Annotated in this window: 19 protein-coding genes and 1 tRNA gene; 6 read left to right on the top strand and 14 right to left on the bottom strand. The window is 59.6% G+C overall.

The annotated features are described in order from the left end of the window. Positions 1-79: 79 nt before the first annotated feature. Together cysE and trmJ are read right to left on the bottom strand one after the other, a co-directional pair. Positions 80-856, bottom strand: coding sequence for a serine O-acetyltransferase (gene cysE, locus PSCI_RS02885; RefSeq protein ID WP_045482599.1), 777 nt, complete (start codon positions 854-856; stop codon positions 80-82). Next, on the bottom strand, positions 856-1,623 hold the full coding sequence (gene trmJ / locus PSCI_RS02890) for a tRNA (cytosine(32)/uridine(32)-2'-O)-methyltransferase TrmJ (protein WP_045482602.1): 768 nt from the start codon (positions 1,621-1,623) through the stop codon (positions 856-858). Before trmJ ends, cysE begins: the two co-directional genes overlap by 1 nt. 214 nt (positions 1,624-1,837) lie before the next feature. Between trmJ and suhB the strand changes: the two genes are divergently transcribed. Beyond that, a complete protein-coding gene (gene suhB / locus PSCI_RS02895) occupies positions 1,838-2,653 on the top strand; it encodes a type III secretion system regulator SuhB (protein ID WP_045482604.1) in 816 nt (271 codons plus the stop codon). Between the two features lie 66 nt (positions 2,654-2,719). On the opposite strand, the gene PSCI_RS02900 is transcribed toward suhB, so the two are convergent. The 6 genes from PSCI_RS02900 to queA all read right to left on the bottom strand — a co-directional run bounded on the left by PSCI_RS02900 (position 2,720) and on the right by queA (position 8,809). Further along, a complete protein-coding gene (locus PSCI_RS02900; protein ID WP_045493718.1) occupies positions 2,720-3,256 on the bottom strand; it encodes a glycine zipper 2TM domain-containing protein in 537 nt (178 codons plus the stop codon). Positions 3,257-3,366: 110 nt separating this feature from the next. After that, positions 3,367-4,281 (bottom strand): protein translocase subunit SecF, encoded by a 915-nt coding sequence (gene secF, locus PSCI_RS02905; protein WP_045482606.1) that lies wholly within the window; start codon positions 4,279-4,281, stop codon positions 3,367-3,369. Between the two features lie 9 nt (positions 4,282-4,290). Then, positions 4,291-6,159, bottom strand: coding sequence for a protein translocase subunit SecD (gene secD, locus PSCI_RS02910; protein WP_045482609.1), 1,869 nt, complete (start codon positions 6,157-6,159; stop codon positions 4,291-4,293). Positions 6,160-6,220: 61 nt separating this feature from the next. Next, a complete protein-coding gene (gene yajC, locus PSCI_RS02915) occupies positions 6,221-6,562 on the bottom strand; it encodes a preprotein translocase subunit YajC (protein WP_045482610.1) in 342 nt (113 codons plus the stop codon). Between the two features lie 52 nt (positions 6,563-6,614). Further along, positions 6,615-7,730, bottom strand: coding sequence for a tRNA guanosine(34) transglycosylase Tgt (tgt, locus tag PSCI_RS02920; RefSeq protein WP_162484342.1), 1,116 nt, complete (start codon positions 7,728-7,730; stop codon positions 6,615-6,617). Positions 7,731-7,744: 14 nt separating this feature from the next. Further along, a complete protein-coding gene (gene queA, locus PSCI_RS02925) occupies positions 7,745-8,809 on the bottom strand; it encodes a tRNA preQ1(34) S-adenosylmethionine ribosyltransferase-isomerase QueA (RefSeq protein WP_045482615.1) in 1,065 nt (354 codons plus the stop codon). Positions 8,810-8,930: 121 nt separating this feature from the next. Here queA and PSCI_RS02930 point away from each other — a divergent pair. The 5 genes from PSCI_RS02930 to PSCI_RS02950 all read left to right on the top strand — a co-directional run bounded on the left by PSCI_RS02930 (position 8,931) and on the right by PSCI_RS02950 (position 12,311). Beyond that, positions 8,931-9,015 (top strand) — tRNA-Leu (locus tag PSCI_RS02930). Positions 9,016-9,133: 118 nt separating this feature from the next. Next, on the top strand, positions 9,134-9,727 hold the full coding sequence (locus tag PSCI_RS02935) for a DUF4145 domain-containing protein (protein WP_045482618.1): 594 nt from the start codon (positions 9,134-9,136) through the stop codon (positions 9,725-9,727). Between the two features lie 486 nt (positions 9,728-10,213). Then, positions 10,214-10,567 carry a hypothetical protein gene (locus PSCI_RS02940; protein WP_045482621.1) on the top strand — a complete coding sequence of 118 codons (354 nt, stop codon included), beginning with the start codon at positions 10,214-10,216 and terminating at the stop codon, positions 10,565-10,567. Between the two features lie 515 nt (positions 10,568-11,082). Further along, positions 11,083-11,613 carry a hypothetical protein gene (locus PSCI_RS02945; protein WP_045482624.1) on the top strand — a complete coding sequence of 177 codons (531 nt, stop codon included), beginning with the start codon at positions 11,083-11,085 and terminating at the stop codon, positions 11,611-11,613. A gap of 41 nt (positions 11,614-11,654) precedes the next feature. Beyond that, positions 11,655-12,311, top strand: coding sequence for a hypothetical protein (locus PSCI_RS02950; RefSeq protein WP_045482627.1), 657 nt, complete (start codon positions 11,655-11,657; stop codon positions 12,309-12,311). A 45-nt stretch (positions 12,312-12,356) separates the two neighbouring features. Here the strand turns inward: PSCI_RS02950 and PSCI_RS02955 are convergent, their stop codons facing one another. From PSCI_RS02955 to PSCI_RS02980, 6 genes are read right to left on the bottom strand one after another with little or no spacing between them, the layout of a single operon-like run. Beyond that, positions 12,357-13,328 carry a hypothetical protein gene (locus PSCI_RS02955; protein ID WP_045482630.1) on the bottom strand — a complete coding sequence of 324 codons (972 nt, stop codon included), beginning with the start codon at positions 13,326-13,328 and terminating at the stop codon, positions 12,357-12,359. Continuing rightward, positions 13,313-14,008, bottom strand: a complete 696-nt coding sequence (locus tag PSCI_RS02960; RefSeq protein ID WP_045482633.1) for a hypothetical protein — start codon at positions 14,006-14,008, stop codon at positions 13,313-13,315. Before PSCI_RS02960 ends, PSCI_RS02955 begins: the two co-directional genes overlap by 16 nt. After that, positions 14,005-14,547 carry a baseplate complex protein gene (locus PSCI_RS02965; RefSeq protein ID WP_045482635.1) on the bottom strand — a complete coding sequence of 181 codons (543 nt, stop codon included), beginning with the start codon at positions 14,545-14,547 and terminating at the stop codon, positions 14,005-14,007. Before PSCI_RS02965 ends, PSCI_RS02960 begins: the two co-directional genes overlap by 4 nt. Next, on the bottom strand, positions 14,544-15,470 hold the full coding sequence (locus tag PSCI_RS02970) for a hypothetical protein (RefSeq protein ID WP_045482636.1): 927 nt from the start codon (positions 15,468-15,470) through the stop codon (positions 14,544-14,546). The genes PSCI_RS02965 and PSCI_RS02970 overlap by 4 nt, the downstream gene beginning before the upstream one ends. Further along, positions 15,467-15,973: a DUF4376 domain-containing protein gene (locus PSCI_RS02975; RefSeq protein ID WP_045482637.1), complete on the bottom strand. Its 507-nt coding sequence runs from the start codon at positions 15,971-15,973 to the stop codon at positions 15,467-15,469. The genes PSCI_RS02970 and PSCI_RS02975 overlap by 4 nt, the downstream gene beginning before the upstream one ends. 7 nt (positions 15,974-15,980) lie before the next feature. After that, positions 15,981-18,242 carry a Kelch repeat-containing protein gene (locus PSCI_RS02980; protein WP_045482638.1) on the bottom strand — a complete coding sequence of 754 codons (2,262 nt, stop codon included), beginning with the start codon at positions 18,240-18,242 and terminating at the stop codon, positions 15,981-15,983. Positions 18,243-18,251: the final 9 nt, after the last annotated feature.

Genomic DNA, 18,251 nt, shown 5'->3' on the forward strand with positions numbered 1-18,251 from the left:
TAAAACCGAGCAAAATAGTCGGACTTACAGCGAAATAGCGGGCGGGATGATAGCAAACATGGCACCGCAATGACACATTTCAAGCGCTGGCCTTGGCCGGATTGTCCTTGACGCAGTCGAACACCTCATCGCGCAACTCCGGCAATTCACCGGCGCAGTAGTCGCTGCCCAGCTTGTTCAGCGCACCACACATGCCCTCAAGGCGCACGTCGACCGCCTGCAGGTGATCGAGCAACTGACCGATCGCTCGCGCCACCGGGTCCGGCATATCCTGGCTGACACCATAAGCATCGAAGCCGAGCTTTTCAGCCATGGCCTTGCGCTTGGCCTCTGTCTCATCGTCTGGCTTGGCGATGACCCGCCCCGGAATACCCACCGCCGTCGCGCCGGCCGGCACCGCCTTGGTGACCACCGCATTGGAACCGATTTTGGCCCCTGCCCCGACCGTAAACGGCCCCAGCACCTTGGCACCGGCACCGACCACCACACCATTTTCCAGCGTCGGATGACGCTTGCCGGCATTCCAGCTGGTGCCACCCAGAGTAACCCCTTGATACAGGGTCACGTCATCGCCAATCTCGGCCGTTTCGCCAATCACGATGCCCATCCCATGATCGATGAAGAAACGCCGACCGATCTTCGCCCCCGGGTGAATCTCGATGCCGGTCAGCCAGCGACTGAAGTTGGAAACCATGCGCGCCAGCAGCTTGCAGTCAGCACGCCACAGCTTGTGCGCCCCACGATGCAGCCAGATGGCATGCATGCCGGGGTAGCAGGTCAGAACCTCGAAGGCATTGCGCGCCGCCGGGTCACGGTGGAAAACGCTTTGAATATCTTCTCGCAAACGCTCGAACATCACTGATCCTTCCGCTTATGGGGTTCACCACGTGCTGCTTTCTGAGTCTCCGTCAGGATGCCCCGCAGGATACTCAGTTCCGGTCGCTCGACCTCACTGCGCCCATACAGGCGGCGCAGGCGCGCCATCAGGTGGCGCGGCTTCTCAGGGTCAAGAAAACCGATGGCCACCAGGGTCTGCTCAAGATGCGCGTAAAAACCTTCCATCTCATCCATGGTTGCCAGCTCGCTTTCACGCGCAGGCTGATTACTCGCCTGCGCATTAACCGGCACTTGCCCGGCCAGCCAGGCAGTACGCACTTCATAGCTGAGCACCTGAACCGCAGCAGCCAGGTTCAGCGAGCTGAAATCAGGATTGGAAGGAATGTGAACATGGAAGTGACAGCGCTGCAGCTCGTCATTGGTCAGGCCGGCATGCTCGCGACCGAATACCAGCGCCACCTCCAGACCTTGCGCAGCCTGCTCGACGACTTTCACGCCGGACTCGCGCGGGTCAAGCATCGGCCACGGCAGGCTGCGGTCCCGGGCACTGGTGCCGAGCACCAGACTGCAACCGGTCAGCGCCTCTTCGAGACTGGCCACCACCTGGGTAGACGCCAGGATGTCATCGGCGCCGGAAGCTCGGGCATCCGCTTCCGGCGACGGAAAGACTCGCGGCTCGACCAGCACCAGGCGCGTCAGGCCCATGTTTTTCATGGCACGGGCCGCCCCGCCGATATTACCGGGGTGCGTGGTACCGACCAGGACAACACGAATGTTCTGCAACACCGCAAGCGCTCACTGACAAAATCAAGGGGCGCAAATCTTACAGAAACAGGCGTTCCTGCGCTATTAAGCTTGCGACACTTCGCCGCGCAGACGACGGACGAACACGGGCTGCAACTCGTCTGCCGGGGAGCGCTGCAACAAAACCACGCTGGAAATAATTTGTCGCAGCCCCTAAAATGGCCGGCTCTCTTTAACAGCCCTAGGTGACCTATCCATGCAGCCCATGCTGAATATCGCGCTGCGCGCCGCACGCAACGCCAGCGAATTGATTTTCCGCTCCATCGAGCGCCTGGATACCATCAAGGTTGACGAAAAAGAAGCCAAAGACTACGTCAGCGAAGTTGATCGCGCTGCCGAGCAGAGCATCATCGCCGCACTGCGCAAGGCCTACCCGGACCACGGCATCCTCGGCGAAGAAAGCGGCATGCACCCAGGCAAAGGTGAAGGCGCCGACTACCTGTGGATCATCGACCCGCTGGACGGCACCACCAACTTCGTACGCGGCATTCCGCACTTCGCCGTCAGCATCGCCTGCAAATACCGTGGCCGTCTGGAACACGCCGTGGTCCTGGACCCTGTTCGCCAAGAAGAATTCACCGCCAGCCGTGGCCGCGGCGCCGCCCTCAATGGCCGCCGCCTGCGTGTCAGCTCGCGCCGCAGCCTGGAAGGCGCACTGCTGGGCACCGGCTTCCCGTTCCGCGAGAACCAGCTGGATAACCTGGAAAACTACTTGGGCATGTTCCGCAGCCTGATCGGCCAGACCGCCGGCATCCGCCGCGCCGGTGCCGCCAGCCTGGACCTGGCCTACGTGGCTGCGGGTCGCTTCGACGCATTCTGGGAGTCGGGCCTGTCCGAGTGGGATATCGCTGCGGGCGCCCTGCTGATTCAAGAAGCTGGCGGCCTGGTCAGCGACTTCACCGGCGGCCATGAATTCCTCGAAAAAGGCCATGTGGTTGCCGGTAACGCCAAGTGCTTCAAGGCCGTACTGACCTCCATCGCGCCACACCTGCCAGCTTCAATCAAACGCTGATCGCAGCCGCATAAAAAAACCGGTCTTGATGACCGGTTTTTTTGTGCCCGAATCAGGTGATTCCGATTATTGGGCCTGGCCCAGAATCAACTGGCCGTTCTTGTCGACCGGAATACGATTACCTGGCTCTTCATTCATGCGCACCTTGCCGGTCTTGTCGCCCAACTGGTACTTCACGTCATAGCCAACCACCTTCTCGCTGATGTCATTGACTGTGTTGCAGCGAGTCTGGGTCGTGGTGTAAGTATCGCGATTCTGCATACCTTCCTGAATCTTGTTACCGGCATAGCCGCCGCCGGCCGCACCGGCCACTGTGGCGATTTTCTTGCCGTTACCGCCACCGACCTGGTTGCCCAGCAAACCACCGGCCACCGCACCCAGCACCGTACCGACGATCTGATGCTCATCCTTGACCGGCGCCTTGCGGGTCACGGTCACGTCCTTGCACACCTCACGCGGCGTCTTGACTTGCTGTTTGACCGGCTCGACCGCCAGCACATCAGCGTACTCAGGTCCCTTGACCAGACTGTAGGTGGCAAACGCGCCACCGGCTGTCACAGCAACGGCCCCCAACACGGCACCCACCAACAGAGACTTGTTCACTTGAACCTCCAAAGCTTCTCAAGCGCAAAATTATTGCGTTCTACCCAGCCTTGGAGCATAAAAAAAGGCGCGAGTTCAACACTCGCGCCTTTCTCGAACAAGCCTGACGTTTACGGCAGTTCGTCGACCTTATCGGTGGTTACCGGCGGAATCAGATCTTCAGCACTGAGTTTCAGCCAGATCAGCACCACGTTGGCAATGTAGATCGACGAGTAGGTCCCCGCCAGAACCCCCACGAACAATGCGATGGAGAAACCTTCGAGGTTGTCGCCACCAAACGCCCACAGCGCAATGATCGCCAGCAGGGTCGACACCGAGGTCGCGATGGTACGCAACAGGGTCTGGGTGGTGGAGATGTTGATGTTCTCGATCAGCGACGCCTTGCGCAGTACCCGGAAGTTCTCACGCACCCGGTCAAAGACCACAATGGTGTCGTTGAGCGAGTAACCGATGATCGCCAGCACCGACGCCAACACGGTCAGGTCAAAGGTGATCTGGAAGAACGACAGGATACCCATGGTCACGACCACGTCGTGAACCAGCGAGACAATCGCGCCGACACCGAACTTCCACTGGAAGCGGAACGCCAGGTACAGCAGGATGCCGCCCAGCGCCAGGAGCATGGCAATGCCGCCCTGGTCGCGCAATTCTTCACCCACCTGCGGACCGACAAACTCGACACGCTTGACCGTCACCGGGTTACCGGCGTCATTCTTGCGCAATGCGTCGGCAACGCTGGTGCCCAGATGCGGGTCGTCACTGGGCATGCGCACCAGCAGGTCGGTGGTCGCGCCGAAGTTCTGCACCACTGCATCGTGGTAGCCGGCATTGGTCAGCTCCTGGCGCACCTTACCCAGGTCGGCAGGCTGCTCGTAGGTCAGCTCGATGAGCGTACCGCCGGTGAAGTCCAGGCCCAGGTTAAGCCCTTTGTAGGACCAACTGAACAACGCCAGCACAGTCAGGAGCATGGTCAGGGCGAACGCAACGTTGCGCACGCCCATGAAGTTGATGGTTGATAACTTCATGGCAGCCTCTTAAATCCACAACTTCTTGAAGTCACGCCCGCCATAGATCAGGTTGATCATTGCGCGAGTTACCATGATGGCCGTGAACATGGAGGTAAAGATCCCCAACGACAGGGTGACGGCGAAGCCTTTGACCGGGCCGGTACCCATGGCATAGAGAATCCCGCCGACCAGCAGGCTGGTCAGGTTGGCGTCGATAATCGCCGTGTAGGCACGGTTGAAACCTTCGTTGATCGCCCGCTGCACGGTCATCCCGTTGGCCAGCTCTTCACGAATCCGCGAGAAGATCAGTACGTTGGCGTCGACCGCCATACCCATGGTCAGGACGATACCGGCGATACCTGGCAGGGTCAGTGTCGCACCCAGCAAGGACATCAGGGCCAGCAGCGCCACCATGTTGAAGGCCAGGGCCACGGTCGCAATCACACCGAAGAAGCGGTAGATGGCGATAATGAACAGCGACACCAACAACATGCCCCACAGCGAAGCATCGATGCCCTTGGTAATGTTGTCAGCACCCAGGCTCGGGCCAATGGTGCGCTCTTCAGCGAAGTACATCGGCGCAGCCAGACCACCGGCACGCAGCAGCAGGGCCAGCTCGGAAGACTCACCCTGGCCATTGAGACCGGTGATCCGGAACTGACTGCCCAGCGGCGACTGAATGGTCGCCAGGCTGATGATTTTCTTGTCTTCCTTGAAGGTCTGCAGCTGGACTTCTTTCTCTACCCCGTCCACAACCTGTTTGGCGTAGGTGGTCACCGGACGCTGCTCGATGAAGATCACCGCCATGCTGCGACCCACGTTACTGCGCGTGGCACGACTCATCAGTTCGCCACCGTGACCATCAAGGTTGATGTTCACTTGTGGGCGACCGTGTTCGTCGTAGCTGGCCTGAGCATCGGTCACCTGGTCACCGGTGATGATCAGCGCACGCTCGACCGCAGCGGCCGGACGGCCACCCTCGCGGAACTCGAACATTTCGGTGGTGGCTTTGCTGTCATCGGGACCTGCACCCAGACGGAATTCCAGGTTGGCGGTCTTGCCGAGAATACGCTTGGCTTCTGCAGTGTCCTGCACGCCTGGCAGCTCGACCACGATACGGTTGGCGCCCTGGCGCTGAACCAGCGGCTCGGCCACGCCCAGCTCGTTGACCCGGTTACGGACCGTGGTCAGGTTCTGCTTGATCGAATATTCGCGAATTTCCGCCAGCTTGGTCGGGGTCAGTGCCAGGCGCAGCGTGGCAATGCCGTTAAGCTCGGACGGGGTCACTTCGAAATCGGTGAAATTCTTGCGGATCAGGGCACGCGCCTGCTCACGCTCGGCATCGTCGCTGAAGCCCAGCTGGATGACGTTGTTCTGCTGCGGCAGGCTGCGATAGCGCGCCTTCTCTTTGCGCAACAGGGTTTTGACTTCGCCTTCGTAGACTTTCAGGCGCGCGTCGATGGCTTTGTCCATGTCGACTTCGAGCAGAAAGTGCACGCCGCCAGACAGGTCCAGGCCCAGTTTCATAGGGCTTGCACCCAGGTTGCTCAGCCAGGCCGGAGTTGTCCGGGCCAGGTTCAGCGCCACGACGTAATCGTCGCCCAACGCTTTGCGGATCACATCCTTGGCCGGCAACTGGTCTTCCTGCTTGGTCAGACGCAGCAAACCGCCCTTGCCATTCTCAGCCAGTGAAGCACCCTTGACGGCAATGCCGGCATCGGTCAGCGCCTTGCTGGCCCGATCGACATCCGCCTGACTGACCTGCAAGGCCGTGCTCGTGCCGGTGATCTGGATAGCCGGATCGTCAGGGTAGAGATTGGGTGCGGAATAAATGAAACCGATCGCCAGTACTGCAACGATCAGAATGTATTTCCACAGAGGGTATTTGTTCAGCATCACGCCGCCCGCTTAGAACGCGGGGCGCCTTGCGCGCCCCGTCGATTGGTAGATATGAAACTCAGAGCGCCTTCAAAGTGCCCTTTGGCAGAGTGGCGACAACCGAGCCTTTCTGAATTTTCAGCTCAACGTTGTCAGACACCTCGATAACCACAAAGTCGTCAGTCACTTTGGTGATTTTGCCGGCGATACCGCCTGCGGTGACCACTTCATCACCCTTCTGCAGGTTGCCCAGCAGGTTTTTCTGCTCTTTGGCACGCTTGGCCTGCGGGCGCCAGATCATCAGATAGAAGATGACCAGGAAGCCGACCAGAAAGATCCACTCAAAACCGGAACCCGCAGGACCTGCGGCAGCTGCCGGTGCTGCACCGTCCGCAAAAGCGGGAGAGATGAAAAAGCTCATTTAGCGCTCCATTTGCATAATTAGTATGTAAAGCAGGAAAAACTCTTTGGTTTCAGTCCAGAGGCGGTACCGCAAGGCCGCGCTTGGCATAGAAGACTTCAACGAAGTCGGCCAATTTACCCTGTTGGATAGCCTCGCGCAAACCAGCCATCAGCCGCTGGTAATGCCGCAAGTTGTGGATCGTATTGAGCATGCTACCCAGCATTTCGCCGCACTTGTCCAGATGGTGCAGATAGGCGCGGGAGAAGTTCTGGCAGGTGTAGCAGTCACAGGTCGGATCCAGCGGCGAATCATCATGGCGATGGAACGCGTTGCGGATCTTCAGGACACCGGTGTCGATGAACAGATGACCGTTGCGGGCATTGCGGGTCGGCATCACGCAATCGAACATGTCGACGCCGCGGCGCACACCTTCGACCAGATCTTCGGGTTTGCCTACCCCCATCAAGTAACGGGGTTTGTCTGCTGGCATCTGGCCAGGGAGATAATCCAGCACCTTGATCATTTCGTGCTTGGGTTCGCCCACCGACAGACCGCCAATCGCCAGGCCGTCGAAGTCCATCTCGGCCAGCGCGTCCAGCGAGCGCTTGCGCAGGTTCTCGTGCATGCCGCCCTGGACAATACCGAACAACGCCGCATCGCTGTCGCCGTGAGCGATCTTCGAACGCTTGGCCCAGCGTAACGACAGCTCCATGGACGTGCGCGCCACATCTTCGGTCGCCGGATACGGGGTGCACTCGTCGAAGATCATCACGATGTCCGAGCCCAGGTCACGCTGCACCTGCATCGACTCTTCCGGGCCCATGAACACCTTGGCACCGTCCACCGGCGAGGCGAAGGTCACGCCCTCCTCCTTGATCTTGCGCATGGCGCCCAGGCTGAACACCTGAAAACCACCCGAGTCAGTGAGGATCGGGCCTTTCCACTGCATGAAATCGTGCAGGTCGCCGTGGGCCTTGATCACCTCGGTGCCCGGGCGCAACCACAAATGGAAGGTGTTGCCGAGGATGATCTGCGCACCAATGGCCTCGATATCCCGTGGCAGCATGCCCTTGACCGTGCCGTAAGTGCCCACCGGCATGAACGCCGGGGTTTCCACCACGCCACGCGGGAACGTCAGCCGACCGCGACGGGCCTTGCCGTCGGTGGCCAGCAACTCGAAAGACATACGACAGGTGCGACTCATGGACGATCCTCCGGGATCGATTCCTGCGGCCCCGTGGGCGCGGGATTGCGGGTGATGAACATCGCATCACCGTAACTGAAGAAGCGGTAACCCTGTTCGATGGCTGCCGCATAGGCCGCCATGGTCTCGGGATAACCGGCAAACGCCGAAACCAGCATCAGCAGCGTGGATTCAGGCAAATGGAAATTGGTCACCAGCGCATCGACCACATGAAAGGGTCGGCCAGGATAGATGAAGATATCGGTATCGCCGCTGAACGGCTTCAAAACACCATCACGCGCAGCGCTTTCAAGCGACCGCACACTGGTGGTGCCCACCGCAACCACCCGGCCACCGCGCGCCCGGCACGCCGCCACGGCATCGACCACATCCTGGCCGACTTCCAGCCACTCACTGTGCATGTGGTGATCTTCGATGCGCTCGACGCGTACCGGCTGGAAGGTGCCCGCACCCACGTGCAGGGTCACGAACGCGGTCTCGACGCCCTTGGCGGCAATCGCCTCCAGCAGCGGCTGGTCGAAATGCAGCCCCGCCGTGGGCGCCGCGACCGCGCCGGCACGCTGGGCATACACGGTCTGATAACGCTCACGGTCCGCGCCTTCATCAGGGCGATCGATATAAGGCGGCAGCGGCATATGCCCGACCCGGTCGAGCAACGCCAGCACCGGCTCGGCGAATGCCAGCTCGAACAGCGTATCGTGGCGGGCAACCATGGTCGCCTCGCCACCGCCATCAACCAGGATCGCAGTACCCGGCTTGGGCGATTTGCTCGAACGGACATGGGCCAGCACGCGATGGCTGTCCAGCACCCGCTCGACAAGGATTTCCAGCTTGCCGCCGGAAGCCTTCTGGCCAAACAGCCGCGCCGGAATCACCCGGGTGTTGTTAAACACCATCAGGTCGCCAGGGCGCAGATGCTCCAGCAGGTCAGTGAATTGACGATGCGCCAGGGCGCCACTGGGGCCATCCAGGGTCAACAGGCGACTACCGCGGCGCTCGGCCAGCGGATGACGCGCGATCAGGGCATCGGGAAGATCGAAGGTAAAGTCGGCAACACGCATGATGGTGGGGGGTCGTCCAGCAGGGCCGGGAAGTTTAGCCGGTTTGCCCTGAATAGTAAAAAACCCTCAAAAATCATGGTTGACCGAGCGTCGAGTGCTCCCTATACTTCGCGGCCATTGAGCCCTGATGGCGGAATTGGTAGACGCGGCGGATTCAAAATCCGTTTTCGAAAGGAGTGGGAGTTCGAGTCTCCCTCGGGGCACCATACAAAGCCTGTAGATCCCTGATCTACGGGCTTTTTTTATTTCATGTGCGTAATTTTGGCGTAACTCCCCGGCATTGCACTCGCACCGACCGGACATCCTGACTCTCGAGGGAATGAGATGCTGCAGAAAGAGACGATAAAGCTTCATCGGTGCCCGCATTGCAACGTAGCGGAGCCGAACCTCAATAGAAGGACCATTTGGGATACGTTAGACGCCAACCGTACCTTTCACCGAAACTGGGCGTTTTATGTTTGCTCATCCTGCGGGGGCGTAATTACCACCGTCGCGATGAACAGGGGTAACAGGCCTGTGGAAATCCATGGGATGTGGCCAGCAGCGCAATCGGTGGACGAAGCAGTTCCTGCTCGCGCTAAAGATTTCCTGGAGCAAGCGGTAAAAAGCCTCCAAGCACCAGCCGGTGCAGTAATCCTTGCAGCAAGCTCCGTAGATGCAATGCTTAAAGAAAAGGGCCTCAAAGAGGGTTCTCTTTACAAACGCATTGACACTGCTGCTCAGCAGCACCTAATTACTGAAGAAATGGCAGCTTGGGCACACGAGGTTCGACTCGGCGCCAACGACCAACGCCACGCAGACGACGACGCCCCGCTGCCTTCAACGGAGGATGCCCAGCAAGCTATTGAGTTCGTACAAGCTCTCGCTCAGTTCCTCTTTGTGCTACCGAGTCGAGTGGCGAGGGCTCGGGGAAAATAGAAGCAGTATCACGGTGTGATAGGCCAAGTTTGTTGAGCCGTCATTGTGTATACGCGTCATACGAGACGCCCTCCTACACCTAACAAAGCAAAATTTAGGTTGCCCCCTAAAAAGCCTGTCAGATTTGTCAGATTGTGTTGTCTACATCCTGTAACCCTTATAGTTAGTGGCTTACAGAGCATCCTATAGGTGTCAGATCACTGTCGGACGAATGTCAAACCCTGACAGGATGACAGTGTCAGATCATCGATTTTTAAGCCATTGATTTATAAGGTTTTTATTTTTGAGATGGCAGAACTGCACACCTACATCCACCCTCACTGTCAGATCTGAAACCCTTGTAAATCAAGGCCTCCAGGGCTGTTTCCGACATACATCCCAGTTCTGACAGGCTTTTTGGGACCCCCTAAGAAAAGTGGTAGGTACGTCGGCTGATTGGGATACCCAGGCCACTCCCCGCCCCTCTTTATATGTGGAGAACAAGACATGCGAACCACCACAACTGCACCAGCACTCCCAGTCATCCAGTTGCTGAAACGGACTGGCTGGGAGGTACATTGGGATTATCAGGAAGGACCTGAGAGTGGCGTTCTGTTCAAGAACCGTGAGTACCTGCGCGGACGTGTTGACGGGATCCTGGACGTGCTCGGCATCGATCTGAAGTGTGTTTGTTGCGCCAGCGGCTTTACCGGCACCGTCAAGCGACTCCCCAAGGGGCAAGCCGAAGCCCTGCATGCTGCGCTGAACAGGCTGCTGATCCCGTTGGTGACAAACGAACACGCCCGCTTGGCACGTTTGCACCCGCCTCTTCACCCGCTTCTTGATGCTGCGAATATTTGAAACGCATCTGAGCCCCTTAATCAGGCGCCAGGCCACGCACGCTGCGGCCTCTGGCCGTTCATGCCTTCTTACGCTGCCCCCGCTCGTCATGTGCCGTTGGGAGCAGTGCCAGATTTGAAAAACCCTGTTTTCGCGGGTTTTCTAATTTTTCGCCCCAGCGGGCCGGGCCTTTGCCAGTATCGATGACACTGGACCGTCTGAGGCTCGCTGTGCAACGCGATGACATTTCCCTGCATAACCTTGCACATTGTGCAATGGCCGCTGCCCTGCGCGAGCCCACAGACGGCGCGGCCTGGAGCATTGATTGCACCACACCCGTTGTTTGCGCAAAAAAGGGACGCAAAGCCCGTCGGCGGGAGGGGGATAAGTGATTTTTCTTCGAGTTTTTTTTGCTGGCTGCGATTTTTCAATAACGTCCTGAGATTTGGATGCGACGGATTAATCGTTACGTGACGCTATATTTTATTTTCGTCACGTGACTATAATCTGCACCACTATCAGATGGAGCTGCCACCATGATCGATGCCAATGACAAGCACACAGGAAGACTGGATCTCGGAGTCGAGCCCAAGAAGCGAGGCCGCCCGCCTACCGGCGCAGCCCTTTCAGGTGCCGAGCGGCAGCGCGCATACCGAGAACGTCAGCAGAAGATCATGTCACGTGACGATAACTCGGAGCTGCGCCTGGCACTCAAGGCGGCGCTTGATGATGTCGAAGACCTTCGAATGAAACTTCGGGTAGAGCTGGAGATGACGCACAAGGCACAATCCAAAGCGGTTCAGCTTGAGCTGCGCGTGAATGAGCTGGAGGCTGAGCTGGCATCGCGGCGTACGATGATAGGTAGTGATCGTGTCTGGAGGATGCAGTACAAGGTCAAAGGGGCGCGCAACTGGACGACTACCAGAAGCATCGACGGGATGCAGGAGGATGAGGCGTTCTTGAAGGTACGCGAACTGGTTGCCCAGGCCGCTGGGAGTGACAGGAACAGCCAATGGCGAGCGATTAGGGAGGATGGAGTAATATTTAATCCCAAAGATTGCAAATAACAGCGCCAGCCATTATTTACCTGCAACCCATGGAGCCAAGAGTGAGCCAAAATCCTGTAGGAAAGCTGCTGCAATCGATTAACAAAAGCGAGCGATCATCTGAACTGTTCGACAAACTCGGAGAAGTCGCACTAGACAAGTTTCTTGATAACGACTTAATCAAAGAAATCCCTATTATCGGAACAGTAATAAGTTTGCTGAAGGCCGGAGACGACTTCAGAGCCTACGCTTTTGCCAGGAAGATCATTGGTTTCCTACAGGAGGTTGAGACCGTCACAGTAGAGGAGCGGGATCGTTTCTTTGAAAAGCATTGTCAAACCCCTGAGCAACTCACTGAGCTTGGCGAAACAACCTTGATGGCACTGGACAAGGTTGACCACCCTACGCTCGCGCAAATGTACGGGCGCGCTTTTGCGTTAATGCTAAAAGATAGCGAGGCTGGCAAGCTCTTGTTCGAGCAGTATTCGTACATCATAAAAAACATGAGCCCCTATCTACTTAGAAATATGGGCAGTATCTACAAGTATTCGGGCATATCCACATTTGACACCCATGCCGCTCATGAACTTTGCAACTACGGACTCATGGAACAAAAAATATTTGCCCGAGTAACGAACAAGGATGAGATGCAGCGTACCTATATGCCAACTGAATACGGACGTAGATTCTACGACGACATCATTCGACCGTTTCAATAACACAAACTAGAAACCCGTCAGATGGCGGGCTCTTTATCCAGCGCTCTACAGGGTAACGCTGCCCAGCATCGCTGACAGCCCGCCCGCCTTCGCCGCCGCTGCAGTGAAAGCAGCCGCATTGTTCGGTGGCGGCGACTGAGGGTGCGTATGGGCCGCGATCTGCGTGTTCATCTCTTGCACCAGATCGAGCAGGTCGACCACAACCTGGAACAAATTCACGTTGCCCGACCCGATATGGTTCTTCGGCGCGACCAGGCGCTGGCTGCCCTGGGTGATGCTCTCGCGCAGGCCTGCGATCCGCTCCGACATATCGCCCTGAACGGCTGTGTTGTGCTTCTTGCCCACGACCAGGTTGTAATCGCGCCCGGTGGCCTGGTGCATGTCGTCCAGGGCGGCCAGGCTCACGGTCCCGCCGCTGGCCAGCTTGAGCGCGCCCAGGGCCTCGACCTTCTTGATCCCCCCTACCGTCTCGGTGGAATGGTGCTTCACGTCCTGGGCATGGCTCTGGTACTGCTCGCTGTTGCCCAGCGCCTCGACTTCCCGGGTGATCGCCTGGTCGCGGATCTTGCCGTCAGTCTGTCGCAGCCAGTCGCCGTCCGCCGTGACCCGCTGCTGCACGCCGTCACTGTGCTGCCAGAGCTGGTCGCCGTTGGGCACCTTCGGCAGGCTAAGGCCGTGCGGCAGGACTGACTGGATGTACGGGTGGCTGGGCGAGCCATACGCAAAGCACACGACAACCCGGGTGCCTTCCTGAGGAAAGGCGAACATGCCCATTTCCTCGCCGCCCGAAGGCAACGGCAGCGGCACGCCGGCAAGGATCGGCAGCGCCGGATCTGGCTCGCCGTCCTGGCCCAGGACCTCGATGTCGACGCCGTAGCGCGGGCGGAAGTCGTCGCACAGCCCGGCGTCGGCCGGGGCGTCCGGTACCGCAACCACGCGGCCAAAGCGCGGCAGGTGGTAACCGCCGGTGAGTTCAGGGAAAAGGCGCTCTACGCTGCGCTTTATTGCGTCGTCCATTTGATGGCCATCTGTGTGCCGGCCAGCGCAACACTGGTGATGCGCTCGCCCTGGTTAATTGTGACGCCTGGCCGCAGGCCAGGCACCGCTGAGATCATTGCGCTCTGATTGCCTTGGTATCCATCAAACAGCTTGGTTGGCATTTGCAGCGGCTCGCGGGTACCAAAAAAACTGTCGGCCCAGGAGCCGACGAATATTTCTCCGTCACCTTGCTGCTGCCAGATCAGGTCATCGATGGCGAAAACCCGGGCCAGGCTGTCCATGGCCAGGGTGCCGGCGGCCAGGCTGTAGAAGAACGGCGCCTTTACCCGGGTGTATCCCTGGTCCGGTACCCGAAACTTCAGCCCGGTTTTAATGCTGATGTCGGCCAGCACGGCGCGCAGGTCGACATGGCGTAGGTTCATCGGCAGCGGCCGGGCCAGCACGGCGGCCAGCTCGCGGCAGTACACCACCTGCTCCAGGCCATTAGCCGCGGTGCTGCGCTCCACGTAGCCGATAAAGTGCCGCTGCAGGGTCGCGTCGTTGTAGCCGATGTCAAAAGTCACCAGTTGGCCAGGTTTCGCGCCACTGGCTTGGATCGTGAATGTGGCCCGGCCGGGACTTTTCAGGTCCAGACGCACGTCGTCCTGCACCAAGGCCTGAGCGGCGCCGCCAATAGTAAGTACCTGGTGCAGCTTCACGGTTTATCCCCCAGATAGGTGTCCACTTTCTTCAGGAAGGCCTCAAAACCAGTCAGCTCCTGCGGTGCGCCGGATTCGCCGGCAGCGCCGGTACCGGACACGCCGTCACCAGGTGCCGACTGGCTGGCCACGTCGTTGCCGGCGCGGCGCTGCTCCTTCTTCTCAGGGTTCGACAGCTTTTCAGTCAACGTGAATTGGATGATCCACTGCTGCAGCGTGTCGTCCTCCCGGGCGCTCACGCTGTCGGTGAACGTGACCTGGCGGATCCCCATGGCCTGGGCCGTGTCGTTGACGATCCGGTACGTCGTCTGCTGGCCACCGCCTTCGGTGCCCTCGGCCAGGCGCATGAGCGTCTGCAGATCCTCGACCTTCGTGAACGGAATCATCATGGCCACAGTGAGAGTCTTGGGTTTGAAGCCCTTTTCAGACTTGTCTGTCGCACTGGTCTGCCCGGACATGTCTGCCGCCTCGATCTTGAGGCTACCGGTCAGCTTCATGCTGTTGCCGATGATCTGCGTGCCGTTGAGCAGGATGGTCATAGGCCCACCAGCTCCCGCACGAAGCCCAGACCCGGCAACGATCCCACCAGCATGAGGCCCGACGACAAGGCCCACTCATGCCCTGGGGCGTCTGCGCCTTCCAGGATCTGCCGGCGCAACTCGTCAGGATCGCCTGGGCCGACCAGGCGCGCCTGCATCGAGGCGTCTGGCGAACCGTTGGCCAGCAGCTCCTGCAGGTCAGTCAATGTCTGGCTGTGCTCCAGGGTCTGCTGTGCCTTGCGCTGCGCCAGTTGTGCCAGATCGCTGAGCGGCGAGCTGTCGGCCGCGTAGCTCTCCAGTTGGGCAATCTGGCTGGTCATGGCTTGGCTGGCGGCTTTCAGCACTGTGCAGCGCTCCAGGGGCAATGCTGACCAACGCGGCAGCGCGCCGGCAGTGGGCAGTTCCCACTTTTCGGCCTCAAGGCGGAAGATCTGCCCGGCCCGGCGCTCGGCTCGCTGCAGATCCGGGATCGGCATCAGTGCATTGAACGTCGACAACGTGCTGGCCAAACCGTCATAGCGCGTGCCCAGGAACAGCAGCACCAGGGCATATTGCTCGCCGGCCGGGCGCTGCGGGTCGCTGCCGTCCTGCAGCTTGTCCGCCAGACGCTGCAGCACGTTCGGGGCCGACAGGTAACGCTGATAGCCCGTGCCCTCACCAACGCCGGACTGGAACGGTGTCACGACAATACACTGCGGCACCTCCCCAAACTGCGCATCGAGCGCTGCCCGGCCGGTGCCGATCACGCCCTGGACAGCTGCGCCGATCGTACTCAAATCCGTGCTGGCCAGCGCCTGCAGTTGACCCAAACGCTCGCTGGCACCGGCAAGCTGCGCAGCGGCCAGCTCCTGGCCCTGGGCGATGTCATCCATCCAGCTCGTGGCCTCGGTTGGCCACTGCAGCGTCACCGGTGCCCAGGTCATGCCGGCACCATCACTTCGTCGTACGCCACCTGGTAATGCGCGAAGAACTGCTCAGCGATATTGATCGCCCGGATGTCATCGAGGGTTTTCGCCGCGTTGATCAGTTCAGACACGGCGCGTTCACCCCGGAAGCATCCGCGCACGTGCGCGGCCATCGACTTGGCGATCGGCTCGATCTCGGCCAGGGTCACGACCTGCCAGCCGTTGACCGCTTTCCAGTCCGTGTCTGGAATCAGCCCATGCTTGAGCGTCGTGTAAGCGTTGCCCAGCTGCGCCTGGCTCTCGCGGTCAGTGAGGATCTGCAACCCGTTTGCAAGCGTCAGTCCGGTGGTTTCGAACGTGAAGCGGTGGCTGGCCAGCTCGGCGTGCAGATCGGGTTGATTGAGGCCGACAGCAAGCGCCTCGGCCGCCTCGGCAGAGTCGGCCAGCCAGTAGCTTTCGTACATCTGTTCTGTGTTGATGATCAGCGCCTGGCCGTCAGCAAACGATTGGACCTGGTACATGAGTCACCTACGCGATTTTGACAAAGGAGTTGAGGAAGCCGGCGCTGGTCTGCCCAGCAAAGGCGTAGATCTCGCCATTGATGACGTTCTGGGATTGGCTACGGCGAACGCCGCCACCAGACGGCAGTTGTTCCCACTTGTCTGTTGGCGGGTCATACACCCACAGTTCGGCGATAACCGTGTTGTTGTCTGTCATACCGCCGTAGTGGTAAATCTTGCCGTCGACCTCGGAAAGCCGGCCGTAGACCCGTCTGGTCGGCAGTGCCGTCAGCGCGGCCCAGGTGTTGTCAGCCGGATTAAATGCCTTGAAAAAACCGTTTTCGTAGACATACATTTTGCCGACGCACGCCACTGCATCGATGCCGTTGTAGTTCAGCGCTGGCCGCTCACCGATGGTTACCCATTTGTCGGTGTCGAACTCGTAGACCCACAGTGCGGCAGGACCGTAGTTGTAGTATTGGATGCCGCCCCAGACGTACATCTTTCGTCCGATTACCACTGCCGAATGACTGATTCGCTCTGAGGGCGCGTTCGCCTTGGACGTCCACGTACCTGCTACCGGGTCGTAGACCCGAAGGGTTTTTACCCAGGTCGGGGACGTGTCGCCACCACCCCCGAACAGGTACAGCTTGCCCTCAAACTCCACCATGGTGGCCCCGCTGCGTGCGGCACCTGTTTGCTCACCTACCAGTTGCGCCCATTGATTGGTCGCTGGGGTGTAGCGCCAGAAGTCAGTGGGGTAGCCGCCGTTCGACCCGCCGTACACATAGAGCTGGCCATTACAAACGGCACTTGCGGCGAAAGACCTCGCCGTCGCGCCGGCGTTCAGGAATGTGTAAACGCCCTTCAAAATGTCGCTGGTGGTGAATGACACGACGGCGGACCACTCAGATTCGCCCAGGGTTGCACCCTTGTGCTTGAGCCGGCCATAAACCAGCGTGGCGAACGGCAGCGCGTTGGGCGGCTGGAACGAAATCAACTGAGTCGTGCTGAACCCTGAGTCGTACAGAATCGTCGAAAAGTCGGCTTTCAGGGACAACTGCAGGCGGCTGGATGCATGCGTGTCGCTGCCCCCATAAACGCTGAAGGCGTCACTTGTCAGCTTGCCCGAGGGGCTGACCTTGACTGCACCGTCCAGCGGGCTGGTGATCGTTGGCCGGCGGATGTACACCGATGCCGTGTTGAACGTCACCACCGTTGACCACGCCGATTGCAGCGTCTGGCCCACGAACAGCCCCCGCGTGTAATAGCGCTTCGACGGATCCAGGCGCTTGCTGAATCGCGCCAGGGCAATGTTGACCAGATCCGTGGCCACGGTTTCATCCAGCACCAGGTCAGTGAACGCGGCATCGCGTGCGACCTGCAGGCGGGTTTGCTTGTGCGTGTCGTAGCCGGTCGGGTAGACGGTGAATGCCGATAGCGCGAACGTCGGTTCAAACCCTACGTTTGCCGCGTTGTTCGCCGGTGAGGTGATCACCGGCGCCGCGATCGCAGGCGCTCCCAGCGCGACCTTGAACGGCACATCGACACCGTCACGGGTCACGGTCAGCGTGACAACACCGGCAGCGGCGCCGGACGGGATGGTAAGCGTGATCGTGTCGCCGGTGCGGGCCAGAGTGCCCAGACTGGTGCGCACGGCCCACGTGGCGCCGATACTGTAGTCAGTGATCTTGTACGTGTTGTTGCTGCCCGGGTAGACCAGGTTCGGGCCGTCCAGATTGACCAGTGCCGGCGGCGTCCAGTTGTCCAGGTCCAGCTTTTTATCAAGCTTGGTTTCGATTGCGGCCAAGCGGTCATTAACCCGGGCGAACAGCACCGAATAGTCGAACTGCCAGGTCTTCGCGGGAATGGCAATTCCGGTCAGCGCTTGAGCACCGTTGTACTCAAGGACAATGTTGCGCGTCAGATTGTTACCCGCTTGCAACGGGGGAATCTCGCGGCGCTTCTGCAGCAGCGGCACGTACGCGACGATCAGCAGCGTACCCTCAGCGGTCTGCAGACCAATCCAGTTGAAGTCGAAGTCTCCTAACTCGCTCGTCATGAGCAGGCTGTAGACGACCCGGTTCGCGTCCAGGTAGCCGAAGTGCTGCACGTCTTCGCTGTGCACGATCTGCTCGGCGGCCGGCAGGCCTGCGGCCCGGTCAACGGGCTTTGAGGTGTCCAGGCCCGGCACATTGGCCAGGATGAACCGGGTCACGTCGACGGTCTGTTTGGCCGCTTGTTTCTGCGCAAAAAGGCTCTCGCCGGCCAGGGTAATGCTTGCACCCATGGGTGTTTC

The organism is Pseudomonas sp. StFLB209 (assembly GCF_000829415.1).
Taxonomy (GTDB): domain Bacteria; phylum Pseudomonadota; class Gammaproteobacteria; order Pseudomonadales; family Pseudomonadaceae; genus Aquipseudomonas.

What these genes read in the sequence shown, in the direction of transcription:
- PSCI_RS02970 (WP_045482636.1), bottom strand. Translation starts at nt 15,470, where the DNA reads ATGACCTGGGCACCGGTGACGCTGCAGTGGCCAACCGAGGCCACGAGC.
- PSCI_RS02975 (WP_045482637.1), bottom strand. Translation starts at nt 15,973, where the DNA reads ATGTACCAGGTCCAATCGTTTGCTGACGGCCAGGCGCTGATCATCAAC.
- yajC (WP_045482610.1), bottom strand. Translation starts at nt 6,562, where the DNA reads ATGAGCTTTTTCATCTCTCCCGCTTTTGCGGACGGTGCAGCACCGGCA.
- suhB (WP_045482604.1), top strand. Translation starts at nt 1,838, where the DNA reads ATGCAGCCCATGCTGAATATCGCGCTGCGCGCCGCACGCAACGCCAGC.
- PSCI_RS02940 (WP_045482621.1), top strand. Translation starts at nt 10,214, where the DNA reads ATGCGAACCACCACAACTGCACCAGCACTCCCAGTCATCCAGTTGCTG.
- PSCI_RS02945 (WP_045482624.1), top strand. Translation starts at nt 11,083, where the DNA reads ATGATCGATGCCAATGACAAGCACACAGGAAGACTGGATCTCGGAGTC.
- tgt (WP_162484342.1), bottom strand. Translation starts at nt 7,730, where the DNA reads ATGTCTTTCGAGTTGCTGGCCACCGACGGCAAGGCCCGTCGCGGTCGG.
- secF (WP_045482606.1), bottom strand. Translation starts at nt 4,281, where the DNA reads ATGAAGTTATCAACCATCAACTTCATGGGCGTGCGCAACGTTGCGTTC.
- PSCI_RS02980 (WP_045482638.1), bottom strand. Translation starts at nt 18,242, where the DNA reads ATGGGTGCAAGCATTACCCTGGCCGGCGAGAGCCTTTTTGCGCAGAAA.
- PSCI_RS02935 (WP_045482618.1), top strand. Translation starts at nt 9,134, where the DNA reads ATGCTGCAGAAAGAGACGATAAAGCTTCATCGGTGCCCGCATTGCAAC.
- cysE (WP_045482599.1), bottom strand. Translation starts at nt 856, where the DNA reads ATGTTCGAGCGTTTGCGAGAAGATATTCAAAGCGTTTTCCACCGTGAC.
- PSCI_RS02965 (WP_045482635.1), bottom strand. Translation starts at nt 14,547, where the DNA reads ATGACCATCCTGCTCAACGGCACGCAGATCATCGGCAACAGCATGAAG.
- PSCI_RS02955 (WP_045482630.1), bottom strand. Translation starts at nt 13,328, where the DNA reads ATGGACGACGCAATAAAGCGCAGCGTAGAGCGCCTTTTCCCTGAACTC.
- queA (WP_045482615.1), bottom strand. Translation starts at nt 8,809, where the DNA reads ATGCGTGTTGCCGACTTTACCTTCGATCTTCCCGATGCCCTGATCGCG.
- secD (WP_045482609.1), bottom strand. Translation starts at nt 6,159, where the DNA reads ATGCTGAACAAATACCCTCTGTGGAAATACATTCTGATCGTTGCAGTA.